Here is a 12,608-nt window from a genome sequence, read left to right as displayed (position 1 = left end):
GGCTACCAAGGCCGGTCACCTCATCAGTCGGCTGCGCCGACAGCTTCTTCGGTAAGAATTGACGGGCTTCGTCCGACATTTTCCTACTCGCCTGTCGGCTCGTCTGAGTCCTACAAACGCCTCTGGCGTTTGCTTACGGCCTCAGCCTAAGGGGAAGCCCTAGCATGCGGCCTTCCCCTTGAGGGGAAGGTGGCAGCCGAAGGCTGACGGATGAGGTGATGGCGGCCGAAATACCGCCGCGACTACAGTATGGGGTATGGGTACGAAGGATACGAAGAACAATGGCATGACTCCCGTGCAGGGAGGCACCTCCGGTCACGTGCACTCGCACGGCGGCGACGTCTCTGATCCGGGTCATGCACGCCGGCTCATCGCCACGCTCAGCCTCACCGGCACGGTGTTCCTCGCCGAGGTGGTCGGCGCGATCATCACGGGCAGCCTCGCCCTGATGGTCGACGCCGGTCACATGCTCACCGACATCTCGGTGCTCGCCGCATCCACCGTCACCGCCATTCTGATGCGGCGCAAACCCAACTCCGAACGCACGTGGGGATGGGCTCGTCTCGAGGTGATCACGGCCGCCGGCGGTGCGCTCGCCCTGCTTGCCGTGGGCCTGTACGCGCTGATCGAGGCGTGCATGCGTCTGTTCGGCAACGGCGAGGAGGTGCAGGATCCGGTCCTGCTGCTCATCTTCGGCATCATCGGCTTGGCCGCGAACCTGGGATCGCTGTTCATTCTGATGAGCGACCGCAAGGCGAACATGAACATGAAGGCCGCGTTCCTGGAGGTGGCCAACGACGCGCTCGGCTCGGTGGCGGTCGTCGTCTCCGCCGTGCTGGTCATGACCACCGGCTGGGGGAACTTCGATTCGATCGCCGGTGCGATCATCGCGCTGCTCATGATTCCGCGCGCCGGTAAGCTATTGCACTCCAGCATGAAGGTGCTGCTCGAGGAGACCCCGGAGGGACTGGACCTTGAGGAGGTGCGTACGCATCTGAGCAACGTGGAGCATGTGGTGAACGTTCATGACCTGCATGCGAGCACCGTGGCCACGGGCATGCCCACGCTGAGTGCGCACGTGGTGGTGGACGCCGACACGATCGGCGACTACGAGGCGATTCTCAAGTCGCTGCAGCGTTGCGTACGCGACCATTTCCCCGTTTCGGTGGAACACTCCACCTTCCAGATCGAGCCCGAGGGATACACCAACATCCGCGACGGCGTATTCCACGACTAGCCGGTCTCCCTGGCTCCCCTCCTTGGGAAGCTGAGCCCATCTCTTTTGTTCTCCCTCCGAGGGAGGGAGATGTCACGACACATGTCGTGACAAAGGGAGGGATCAGGCACCCCTATGGATTCCGACCCCTCCCTCAGTCAGCCGTTGGCTGACAGCTCCTTCCCCGGAGGGAGCACGCACACTACCGCGGCGGGCTCTATAGCGTGTAGGTGTAGTCGCAGGACTTGGCCAGCTCGCGGTCCTCGGTCACGATCACCACGCAGTGGTCGTCCTTGCGGGTGAGGGAGCGCAGCAGCTTCATCACCTCATCGCGACCGTCATCGCCCAACTGGGCGACCGGCTCGTCGGCGAGGATCACCGCCGGCTCGCAGGCCAGTGCACGTGCGATGGCCGCCTTGCGGCGGTCGATCTCCAGCAGTTCGCTCACCGGAACGTCGTTCTTCTCGTCCGGGAATCCCACGCCTTCCAGCAGCTCCGTGGCCAGGATCGGCTTGGCCTTGAGGAAGTTGCGTCCCGACGCCTCCATCGTCATCACGATGTTCTGCACCGCGCTCAGATACGGCAGCAGCGCGTACCGTTGCGGAATCATGCCGACGAAGTGCCCGCGATACTCCTGCGGCATGAGCTCGAGCAGCTCCTGGCTCTTGAACATCACCTTGCCGTCGGTCGGGCGCATGAGACCGGACAGCAGACCCATCACGGCCGCGTGCTCGTTCTCGGCGTCCACCAGCACCGCGTGCGTCTTGCGCGCATAGAACTCCATGTTTACGTCGTGCAGCACGTCGCCGCCCTTGCGGTCCGACGCGTACGACGCATGCTTGAGCGCGAGCGTCGGATACGTCTTGAACTTGAACTCGTTCCTGTGACGGATCTCGCGATCGATGTGCTTGGCCGTAGACTCGGCCTCCACCACCTCGACGGGCTTGGTAGTGGGCTTGGCGGCCGGCTTGGCATCGGTGGATTTGGAATCGGCGGGTTCGGCGCCCGTGGCATCGGTCTTGTCCGTGTCCGTCGTCGCGTCCGTGGCGTCGGTCTTATCGTCGGCCTCGTCGATGTCATCGGAATCGTCCGAATGATCGTCGGAGGCGGCGTCGACGGTGTCGTCCGCGTCGTCGAACACGATGTCGAACTTGGTGATCACGTCGTCCGCATCGGTACCGACCGTTGTCGTCTCGTCGACCGTCTCGGTCTTCTCGAGATCCTTGCCATCGAGATCCTTGTCCGGCTTGGTCGTCTTCTTGTCGTCGCTCATCGGGTCTCCTCCATTCGCGATCCGAGCATCGTCGTCGCCGTGGTCAGGTTCGCACGCACCAGGCAGATCACCATTGTCGCCACAAGCGCGCCCAGACCGATCCACACGACCGTCCATATGGTTCCGGCGCTCACCGTGGCGTTCGTGCCGGCGGCCAGCGCGTTCGATAGCGGCTTGGCGGAGAAGAATCCGCCGGCCGCGCCGGCAAGCCAGCCGACGAGGATCGGCAGCAGGTTCTCCAACGAGAACTGCCATCCGATACGGCCGCGCGTCACGCCGACCATGGTCAGGAAGCTCACCTCGCCGGTACGTGCGCGGCCGATGCCCCACACGAGCAGCAGCAGCGCGATCACGCCACCCGCCACATACATGGCGATCACGCCCACGCGCACCTTGGCGGCACCGTTCTTCAGCGGTTCGATCTTGTCGTTGTACTTGTTGATCGTCGGCGACGTGATCATGTAGTCCTTGCTCAGGCCGGCCTTGCGCACGGCCTTCTCGAACTTCGTGTAGTCGGACGGGCTCTGCAGCACCATCGCAATGTCGAGCAGATTCGCGGTGCTGGAGGTGTCCGTGCCGGTCAGACCGGCCGACATCGTCACGGCCGTGGACGCGAGGATCGTATTGTCTTGGTCGATGCCGGTCTGCGCCTCGGACGACTTGGACTTGGTCTTATATATGCCCGAGATCTTCACCTCCAGCGTCTGGCTGGAATCGCTCGGGTTGACGAGCTTGATCGTGTCTCCCACCTTGAGATTGTTCTTGGTGGCCAGCGCCTGCGGCACGAGCACGGTGCTTGCCGCGTTCTCGTCGTTGTTGGTGTCGTAGCTGAGATCCTTGCCCTTCACCACGGTGTACGAGCCGTTGAGGCTGTCGGCGATGGCGTCGGCGTCGGAGAAGCCGGTGATCGCCAGCTGGGCGCCGTCCTTGGTGGCGCTCACGCCGTCGACGTTCACCTTCGCGGTCTCGGCGGAATGCGCGTTCGCCAGCTGCACACCGGCGTTCGTGGCCTTCTCCACGTACGTCGAATAGTTCTCCCACGACAGGTTGTACTTCGTCCAGTCCACCTTGCTGGCGTCGCCGCCCGCCTCGTTGATGATGCGCGTGCGGTCGGCGCGGAACATGACCGACGGTGTAAGCGCATTGTAGGTGGTCGTGGTCGCCGTGTTCGCGGCGTCGAGGATGGACAGACCCACGACCGAGCCGAACGATACGGCCACGGCGGTCAGGGCCAGCAGTATGGTCTGCGCCTTGTGGCGCCCCATCGCGGCCCATGTGTTCTTCAGGACGAACATGTACTTCTCCAGTTCCGTTTACAGTGTCGGGCCGGCTCGACGACGTCGCGCTCGCGTGCTGACAACGAATGGCATGCACGCGCGCGATGTCAAGGCAAAATACGGCCCCTGTTCACTATGGGCACAGTATGTGTGCGTTCACTGTTCCCTTTCTAGGCTACTCCTGTGGAAAAACTGGGAGATTTCTGAGGGTAGGGGTGGTCGGGGTCCTGCAATACCTGCTGTTAGCGTGGTCACACTACGTATGCGCGAGGGCCTTTGCGCGCATAGGTGGTTCTAATATGGGCGATATGATTCCAAGCTATGACGATATCGATGATCTGCACCGCAAGTATGCGCCCTCGCAGGAGGCCTACGAGCTGGTGTACCGCCACTGCATGATCGTGGCGAAGATGGTGCGTGAGATCTGCGTCTTCCGCAACCGTCTGTTCGTACAGGCCGACGTGCTGGGCAAGGACATGATCCAGCAGTACACGACCAAGGCCCCCACCCGTCTGCTCGACACCGACAAGGCCGTGGTGGGCGCGCTGCTGCACGACATCGGCACGTACGAGGTCATCGACAATGACGGCTCCAACGGCGAGCCCGTCTCGTTCAACCGCGACCGCTACATTCTGCACGGTCTGGCCGGCTACGACCTTCTCAAGGCGGAGGGCGTGGACGAGGAGATCGCCCAGTTCTGCCGCAACCACACGGGCGTGGGCATCACCAAGGAGATGGTGGAACAGCAGCATCTGCCGCTGCCCGTGGCCGACTACGTGCCGCGTACCACCGAGCAGGAGATCGTGATGTACGCCGACAACTTCAACAGCAAGTCCGAGCCGCCGCGCTTCGTGACCGCCGCCAAGGCGATCCAGCGTTGCGCCAAGTTCGGCGAGGCCAACGAGCAGCGTATGCGCGAGCTGGTGGGCATCTACGGCGAGCCGAAGAACCTCAAGGAGATGGCCGAGCAGTACCATATGGTGCTCATCGACGCTAAGTAGGCGTCTTTCCGCATCTGCGTGCTCCCGTCCCTCTGGCGGGACCGACGACCTGTACGCAACGCGTCTGCGTGCTCCCTCCGAGGGAGGGAGCTGGCACGCATAGCGTGACTGAGGGAGGGAATGCGCGCCGCAAAGGTAGCCAATCCCTCCCTCTGTCATGACTTTCGTCATGACATCTCCCTCCCTCGGAGGGAGAACAAAGGGCGCTCTTGACTGGATCGGCCTCCTCGGGGGAGAACATCCGATTCTGCGGTCATGTCCTCCTTTATGAGGACACGGTCAAGCGCGGCCGGGGAAAGGCCCCATGCATCTGTACAACGAAGAGAGAACACAATGACAACCAGTGAATCTGGCGAAGAAACCATAACCGAATCCGGGGGAGCGTCCAATGCCGATGCCGCCGGCGCAACCCCCAAGGGACCGCATACCCACGCCATCCACACCAGCCTCAAGCGTGGCATGGAGGCCCGCCACCTGCAGATGATCTCGCTCGGCGGCGTGATCGGCACGGGTCTGTTCCTCAGCTCCGGCTATACGATCCATCAGGCCGGCCCGATCGGCACGATCCTCGCGTATGCGATCGGCGCGGTGATCGTGTATCTGGTCATGCTTACGCTGGGCGAACTGTCGGTGGCCATGCCGGTCACCGGATCATTCCACGTCTACGCGGACAAGTTCATCGGACCGGCCACGGGCTTTGTGGTCGCGATCCAGTACTGGCTTACTTGGACGGTGGCGCTCGGTTCGGAGTTCACCGCGGCCGGTCTGCTCATGCAGCGCTGGTTCCCCGGCACACCCACATGGATATGGAGCGCGGCCTGCATCATTCTGATCTTTACGTCCAACGCGCTGTCGGTGCGGTTCTTCGCGGAGACGGAGTTCTGGTTCGCGTCGATCAAGGTGGTGGCCATCTGCGCGTTCATCCTCATCGGTGGTCTGGCGATCTTCGGCGTGCTGCCCGTGCACGGCTATGATTCCGCGCCGCTGTTCCACAATCTGGTGAAGGACGGCATCTTCCCGAACGGATTCATGCCGGTGTTCGCCACGATCCTCACCGTGAACTTCGCGTTCTCCGGCACCGAGCTGATCGGCGTGACCGCGGGTGAGACCCGCAACCCCGAGGTGGCGGTGCCCAAGGCGATCCACACCACGCTGTGGCGTCTGGTGCTGTTCTTCATCGGTTCGATCGTGGTCATGTCGGCGCTGATTCCGTGGCAGGACGCGGGCGTGGACGAAAGCCCGTTCGTGCTCGTGTTCAACAGCATCGGTCTGCCGTTCGCCGGCGACATCATGAACTTCGTGGTGCTCACGGCTGTGCTGTCCGCGGCGAATTCGGGCCTGTACGCCACCACGCGCATGGTGTGGTCGCTGGGCCACGAACGTATGATCCCCGTGTGGTTCGCCAAGACGAATCGTCGCGGCGTGCCGATGCTGGCGTTGTGTGCCTCCATGGCCGGCGGTCTGCTTGCGCTGCTGTCTTCCGTGGTGGCGGCGAGCACGGTGTATCTGGTGCTGGTGGGCATCTCCGGCCTGTCGGCCGTGGTGGTGTGGATCGCCATCGCCTACTGTCAGATCGTGTTCCGCAAGCGTTGGATCGCCGAGGGGCACACCGTGGACGAGCTCAAATACCGTACGCCCGGTTATCCGTGGACGTCGTGGGCGGCGTTCATCCTGTGCACGGTCTCGTTCTTCCTCGTGTTCTTCGATGTGGAGCAGCGATTCGCGCTGATCGCGGAGTTGATCTTCCTGGCCGCCTGCTACGGCATCTACTTCCTGCGCCAGCGTATTGAACGAAACCGCAAGGTCGATGTCGTCGATGTTCCCGACGACAAGCCCTGGGTCGCCAAGAACTAGTGGTCAGTTAGTGGCCGGTTAGCGGTCGTCGAGCGAACGAGCCGCCGTCGTGCTCCCTCCATGGGAGGGAGCTGTCCGGCGAAGCCGGACTGAGGGAGGGAACCTAGCGGCAGGGGCTGGAGGCGGCGTTCTCCCCTCAGTCAGCCTTGTGGCCGACAGCTCCCCTCAGCGAGGGGAGCCGACTGTATCTCTTGTCCGGTCTGGAAAGTCGCCACCGGTCACCGTCCGCACGCAAACCGGTACAGCGCCCAGCCCTGTGCGTGCTCGCCGTAGCCGCTGTAATCCTGAACCATGGTCATCGTTCCGCTTTGTACATACTGGTCGATCAGCCGCTGATCGTGGAACGGATCGTACTGCTGCTTGAACGTGAACAGCTGCAGACTGGCCGCCTGTGGGCCCATCGCCAGGAAGTACGCGCCATCGTCGCCGCCGACCGGGCAGACCGTATCCAGCACGCGTCGGCCGTCGCCCGACGCGAACGCGTCCTCCACAGCGCCGAAGATTGCGCCGTTCTTGGTGTGCTGCGGGTTGTACACCGGGTAGAGCATGTTCGCGTCGAACATCGTGCTCGCGTACATCGAACCGTTCATCGGGTCGGAGATGATCGCGGCACGGGTGCCGGTCTTTTCGATCATGCGTCGCATCACGTCCACCTTGTCGGCGGTGAGCTGCTCATACGGGTCGCTCTTGTCGTAGCCGGCGTTGCGCGTGATCTCCTCGCTCATCGTGGAGCGGATGGGATTGTATGTCTGCGCGAGCGCCATCGTCGCGGTCATCGACACGGCCAGCACGATCGCGGTCACGAAGGCGATGACGTTGCGCGTCGGTTTGTTGGCGTGTCTGCTGGCGGGCGCGGTGATATCGCCGATATGCAGGTCCCACTTGCCGGTACCATTCGGCGCGGTCGTCATCTTCGCCTCGGTCACGGCGCGTTCTACACACGACAATCCGAACGCGAGCAGCGGCAGCAGCACGAACGGGAACATCGTCACCGTGCGGGCGTCCGAACGGTACCAGGGCGCGGCGAGGATGTTCGGGATCGCGCCGGTGAGCGAGGCGCTGCACACGTACACCACGATCACGAACGCGTAGGCCATCACCAGCGCAATGCCGTCGCGCAGGCGGCTGCCGGCGAAACCAAGCGCGGCGATCGTCGCCGCGATCAGGGCGAGGAACGCGAACGCGCCGGCCACGGGATTGCCGCCGATCACGCCGTTGGCGAGCGACGACAGGTGGTCGCTGAACGCGGTCCACAGCGCCTCCGGCACGGTCTTGGTCGGTACGAACGTGTGGAACCACGCGTCCGGATCGGCGTATCGGTTCGACGGGTAGAAGCTGATCATGAACACGAGGAACGCGCCCGCACCGGCCACCATCGCCACGAATACGGCGAGAATGAACTTCCACGGCAGGCGCGTGAGAATGAACGGCAGAATGAGCAGCGCGTAGGTGAAGACCACGCGGGGATGGGCCGCCACGCACAGCAGGCCGAGCGCCGCCGTGGCCAAGGCTTCCCACAGCAGGGCGCGGATGTGCTCGATGCGATGGCCGCGAGGGGCGTGGATCAGGGCGACGAGCGCGTCGAGGAGATGCAGCGAGCGATGCAGCAGGAACGGCAGCAGCGTGCTGGCTAGGCCGAACGCGATCAGCGGGCCCGAATACAGCATGTGGAAGGGGTGCGAGGCCGAGGCCACGGCGAGCAGCGGGATCATCAGGTTGGTGAAGATGCGCGTGATCGGGGTGGTGCTGCGCAGGAAGTACGAGCAGAGGAGCAGCATGCCGGTGGGCCAGAGGATGCCGGACGAGACGAGCCACACCACGTCCAGTGCGGTGAAGACGCTGAGATGCATGCCGAACAGGGCGGTCAGCTTGACGATGACGGCGGCGAGCAGATGGAACAGCGGGGGATAGTAGCCGCCGTTCGGCAGGAGCGAGAGGGCCTTGGCCGGCCCCTGTTCCAGCAGCTCGCGGATGAAGTAGTAGTGGGCCGGGGCGTCGATGCCCTGGATCGGGCTGTTCCAGATGCCGCGGGGGAACCATGCCAGCACGATGGCGAACGCAAGCGCGACTCCTAGGATTCCCGAGATACGGGCGGCTAGGGTGAGTTTTGCCGTGGCAGCTGCCGGCTTGGTTGCTGGGTTTGCGGGTGTTGTTGCGGTGGACGCGGGTGTTGCGGGAGCCGTGGTTGTGGTTGCTGCTGCGGCTGTGGTTGCTGGCGCTGCGGGCAGGGGAATCGGCGCTCTTCCGCTATCTTCCCCGTTATGGGTGTGGACCTTGGGATCAGAGCTGCCGGGTGTCTGAAAGCTGCTGGCGGTCCGGGCGGAGGCGTCGGGGCTTTCCCCCGCGAACGGGACCTGATCGGGATCCGTGGCGCGGGAATTCGCTTGGGATGTCTCGTTCGGGATGTCTGGGATTTCGGAAGCCTGCGTCGAAGTCATACGCCCACCCTATCGTGCCCGCCGAATCGGGGGCTTGGCGTTGTTGCTGGGCTAACCTTTGGTTTGGAGGTTCTTGGAAGGTCTTGCACGAAGCTAACCTTCGATTTGGAGGTTCTTTGCTGGGAAGAGACTTAGGCGGTTGCTGCTCATTATGATCGGAATGGCTCGATAACTCTGTTTTTGAGAGTCTTATGCAGGGGATTTTGGGTGTGGGCGCCGATTCCGGGAATTGGAGCTACTTGGACAAGGACCTCCCAATTGAGGGTTAGCTCCATGCATCGTGTGTGAAGGACCTCCAAACCGGGGGATAGACCGGTCGGGGGAGTGCACGGCGGGAGGAGGGACGGCTATCGGGCCTTCCCTAGGTGGAATTGCGTGGGCGGTGCCGACATAACCACGCTTCGCTAGGTTCCTGCCCAAGTAGCCTTTGCCGTATTCGGTCACGTTTCTGCCCTGGCATGGGAGATACGGGGCATATTTGCCTGTAAAGCTAGCTTTTCATGATTCCGGCTACATTGGCGACAACCTAAGGAAGCGCGGATAGATGGTTGCGGTGATGACCAAGCGCCTAGGGAACGAGGGATACCGGATTGTTGGTGGTGAAGGAGTCTAAGGCTGAATCCAACGTCGGAACCATCCCGCCGCCGCTGCGCCAGACCTGCCGGTATGCTTGTGCTGTTCAGTTGAGGGCTGGTGGTGGAGACGCCGGAGCGGAGACATAGGAGATCGTGATGGCACGGGGCTTCAGAACGCGCAAGGAAACCGAGTACACCGGGCCTCTGTTCGCATGGGATGAAAAAACGCCCGAGGCGTTTGAGGATCCCCGCGCTTCTTCAGCTGACATTCGTGAAGGTGTCGCCATCGAAGCTGTTGAAGCCGCCGCCGCGGTTCCCATTTCCTCTCCCTCATACCCGGAGGATGCGGCGTTCGAAGTGTCTCCCACTGAAGAACCGGCGCATGCTCATTCTCACGCGCATCACGCTCACCTGCACACTCACGCGGCGGAAACCGAAGTCATCGACCTCGCCGCCGAATTCGTCGATCTCGATTCAGCTTTTCTCGCCGATTCCTCCTCTCAGGGTGGGTCGTCCGCGCGGAAGACTGATGCAGCCGATGCTGCTGCCGCAACCACTGCATCAGCCGACGCCGCCACTTCCCGCCCTGATCTTCCCCATCGCTCCCGTCGAGCGTCCTCGGGCTCGCCTCGCCGCCATCACACCGTCAATCAGGCATCCCGGCGTCGCCACGGCAAACGATTCGTCGCAATCATCGCCATCGTGGTGATCCTGGCCCTGGTGCTCATCACGGGCGGTGCGCTCGCCGGCTACCGGTACTATCGCCTCGCCATCTCCGACTGTATGCACTACCAGTACGCGTACCAGCAGAGCCGTGCGCATCTGGAGGCCGTGGCCGCCGAAATCGACAACGCAGGCGACATCACGGTCAGCGAGCCGTCCGGCATCTACGACGACTCGTCCTGCAACGCGAAGCAGCTGCCCACCACGCTCGCCGGCCGCGCGCACAAGTTCAAGACGGCATGGCAGCAGGTGGAAACCGAAATCACCGATCTTCGCAAACAGGCCTCGTCGGACTCCACGAGCACAACCTCCGGCACGACCTCGTCATCCGCCGCCGGCACGGGACTCCTTCCCATGGATCTCAACCTCTCCGGCAGCACCACGGCCTTCGCCAACGCGATCGCCACCGCCCAGTGGACGCTGGATTCATCCAAGGACACAGTGGCCGACTCGTCCACGCGCATCAAACTCCAACGCGCCATCGAATCCGCGCTCGCCGATGCCACGGCCGTGCAGGGAACGCAACTTTCCGCCGACACCGATCTGGCCACGCGAGATGCCGCGGCCGACACCGCGAATCCCGCGCTCGACGCAACGGCCGTAGCCAAATCCGCCGACACCGCCTCCGGCTCACTGCCCTTGCAAATCGAAAGCAGCGCCGTGCGAGCCCGTGCCGGCCATGTGAAGGCGTTGAACAAAGCGGTGAACGCGGTGATCAAGTCGCAGAACCGCAAGCTCGGCATCGACTGCAGCGTGCAGAAGTGCGTGGCGCTCACGTTCGACGACGGTCCGAACGAGGTGAGCCCGCAGGTGGTGCAGACGTTGCAGCACGAGGGTGTGCAGGCCACGTTCTTCGCCGTCGGCCAGACCGTGAATTCGGGTGCCGGAAGCGGTGATGACGACTCCACGATGGCCAAGGCATTGGCTACGGGCAGCGTGATCGGCGATCATACGTGGAATCACACGGATCTGCCGTCGATGAGTTCCGCCGATCGTGCGCAGCAGCTCGTCGACACAAACCGTGCCGTGCAGTCGGCCACCGGTCAGCCGGTGCGTTTGCTGCGTCCGCCGCATGGCGCGTTCGATGAGGCGTCGCGGCGCACTGCCGTGGCGATGAATCTCGGCTTGGTCGACTACGACGTGGATTCATACGATTGGAAGAGCCTGAACGCGTTGAAGACTCGGGAGAAGATTCTGGCGCAGGTGCGGCCGGGGTCGATCGTGCTCATGCACGACATTCATCAGAGCACTGCCGACGCACTGCCCGACGTGATTCACGACCTGCGTCGATTGGGCTTCACGCTCGTGACTGTGCCGCAGCTGCTCGACGGGTACCCGGCCCCCGGCGAGGTGGTGTACTCGCGCGATATGCGCGTGCAGTGGTAGGCGCCGTGCGGACGTGGCGGGGGAGGCTTCGACTGACTCCACTGCCGGCGGCTTCTGCTTGTTTGGGGCGCCAAATACCCGAATTCCGCTCTTTGGGGCGTTGAATACCCGAAAAACGGCCTGAAAACGGGATGTTGACGCCCCAAAGAGCAGATGTTTCCGCATAGTGGGCTAATGCGGGTCGTGGTCTCGGAATATGAGACGAATGCGAGACGTTGGTTCTGGATGCGGGCTCGGATGCGAGCGTGGAGCCAGCGTTGGATGCGAAGGGCTATAGGAACAAGAGTGTTGCTTATGTTCCGGGTTTGGCCTTACGGCAGTAGGCGTGTCGGGGTGTTATTTTTCCGCGTGAAAAAATAGGGGCGTTCCTCTGGTGGGCTGGATGCATGAGGACGAAATCCAGCAAGGCGAAGAAATGCCCCGTGTGCGGGTCGGCGATGAAGCGGAACGGCAGGACGAGGGCGGGAACCCAGCGGTGGATGTGCGTCGCGTGTTCGCTGACCGGGGTCATGCGTCAGCAGGACGCGGAACGTGGCAGGCAGCTCGACGCGTTCCTCGGCTGGCTGCTCGGCCGCGCGTCCCAGTCCTCATGCGACGCGCACGGCGATGCGCGGGCATTGCGCAAGCGGACAGCGTGGTGCTGGAACATCCGGCCCGAGATTCCCCCGTGCACGGTGAAGCATCACACGGTGATGGCGGACGGCACGTACATGAGCCACGGCTGGTGCCTGATCACGGCGGTCGACGGCGAAAGCGGCGAGGTGCTGGGTTCCCAGTGGTGCCCGCATGAGTCGAAGGCGGCCTACGTTGCGCTGTTCTCGCGCATCCCCTCGCCCGACGTGCTGGTCACGGACGGGCTGCGCGG

Annotated in this window: 9 protein-coding genes; 6 read left to right on the top strand and 3 right to left on the bottom strand. The window is 63.2% G+C overall.

What is annotated here, in order from left to right; all coding sequences use genetic code 11:
• Positions 1-286: 286 nt before the first annotated feature.
• A complete protein-coding gene (locus Tam10B_RS05410) occupies positions 287-1,237 on the top strand; it encodes a cation diffusion facilitator family transporter (protein ID WP_093960265.1) in 951 nt (316 codons plus the stop codon).
• Between the two features lie 196 nt (positions 1,238-1,433).
• Here Tam10B_RS05410 and Tam10B_RS05405 read toward each other — a convergent pair whose 3' ends face one another.
• Together Tam10B_RS05405 and Tam10B_RS05400 are read right to left on the bottom strand one after the other, a co-directional pair.
• Positions 1,434-2,489: an ATP-binding cassette domain-containing protein gene (locus tag Tam10B_RS05405; RefSeq protein ID WP_143248549.1), complete on the bottom strand. Its 1,056-nt coding sequence runs from the start codon at positions 2,487-2,489 to the stop codon at positions 1,434-1,436.
• On the bottom strand, positions 2,486-3,784 hold the full coding sequence (locus Tam10B_RS05400) for an FtsX-like permease family protein (protein ID WP_093960244.1): 1,299 nt from the start codon (positions 3,782-3,784) through the stop codon (positions 2,486-2,488). Before Tam10B_RS05400 ends, Tam10B_RS05405 begins: the two co-directional genes overlap by 4 nt.
• A gap of 281 nt (positions 3,785-4,065) precedes the next feature.
• Here Tam10B_RS05400 and Tam10B_RS05395 point away from each other — a divergent pair, with 281 nt between their 5' ends.
• Positions 4,066-4,767, top strand: a complete 702-nt coding sequence (locus Tam10B_RS05395; RefSeq protein WP_093960243.1) for an HD domain-containing protein — start codon at positions 4,066-4,068, stop codon at positions 4,765-4,767.
• Between the two features lie 333 nt (positions 4,768-5,100).
• The gene (locus tag Tam10B_RS05390; RefSeq protein WP_093960242.1) at positions 5,101-6,621 is read left to right on the top strand and encodes an amino acid permease; all 1,521 of its coding nucleotides are present in this window, start codon (positions 5,101-5,103) and stop codon (positions 6,619-6,621) included.
• Between the two features lie 218 nt (positions 6,622-6,839).
• On the opposite strand, the gene Tam10B_RS05385 is transcribed toward Tam10B_RS05390, so the two are convergent.
• Entirely contained in the window at positions 6,840-9,059 is a 2,220-nt protein-coding gene (locus Tam10B_RS05385; protein ID WP_332881259.1) for a DUF6541 family protein, read from the bottom strand.
• A 957-nt stretch (positions 9,060-10,016) separates the two neighbouring features.
• On the opposite strand from Tam10B_RS05385, the gene Tam10B_RS13230 reads away from it, so the two are divergent.
• The 3 genes from Tam10B_RS13230 to Tam10B_RS05375 all read left to right on the top strand — a co-directional run.
• Entirely contained in the window at positions 10,017-10,343 is a 327-nt protein-coding gene (locus Tam10B_RS13230) for a hypothetical protein (RefSeq protein ID WP_158214136.1), read from the top strand.
• A complete protein-coding gene (locus Tam10B_RS05380) occupies positions 10,337-11,743 on the top strand; it encodes a polysaccharide deacetylase family protein (RefSeq protein WP_158214135.1) in 1,407 nt (468 codons plus the stop codon). Before Tam10B_RS13230 ends, Tam10B_RS05380 begins: the two co-directional genes overlap by 7 nt.
• 386 nt (positions 11,744-12,129) lie before the next feature.
• A partial coding sequence (locus tag Tam10B_RS05375) for a transposase-like zinc-binding domain-containing protein (protein WP_456297849.1) occupies positions 12,130-12,608 on the top strand: 479 nt, incomplete at its 3' end.

The organism is Bifidobacterium vansinderenii (assembly GCF_002234915.1).
GTDB classification, from domain to species: domain Bacteria; phylum Actinomycetota; class Actinomycetes; order Actinomycetales; family Bifidobacteriaceae; genus Galliscardovia; species Galliscardovia vansinderenii.
Note: the sequence above shows the minus strand (reverse complement) of the source record. Positions and strands in the feature narration are given on the sequence as shown.

Bases quoted from the DNA above. Each gene is read 5' to 3' on its own strand.
- Tam10B_RS13230 (WP_158214136.1), top strand. From the start codon at position 10,017: ATGCTCATTCTCACGCGCATCACGCTCACCTGCACACTCACGCGGCGG.
- Tam10B_RS05395 (WP_093960243.1), top strand. From the start codon at position 4,066: ATGGGCGATATGATTCCAAGCTATGACGATATCGATGATCTGCACCGC.
- Tam10B_RS05390 (WP_093960242.1), top strand. From the start codon at position 5,101: ATGACAACCAGTGAATCTGGCGAAGAAACCATAACCGAATCCGGGGGA.
- Tam10B_RS05400 (WP_093960244.1), bottom strand. From the start codon at position 3,784: ATGTTCGTCCTGAAGAACACATGGGCCGCGATGGGGCGCCACAAGGCG.
- Tam10B_RS05410 (WP_093960265.1), top strand. From the start codon at position 287: ATGACTCCCGTGCAGGGAGGCACCTCCGGTCACGTGCACTCGCACGGC.
- Tam10B_RS05405 (WP_143248549.1), bottom strand. From the start codon at position 2,489: ATGAGCGACGACAAGAAGACGACCAAGCCGGACAAGGATCTCGATGGC.
- Tam10B_RS05385 (WP_332881259.1), bottom strand. From the start codon at position 9,059: ATGACTTCGACGCAGGCTTCCGAAATCCCAGACATCCCGAACGAGACA.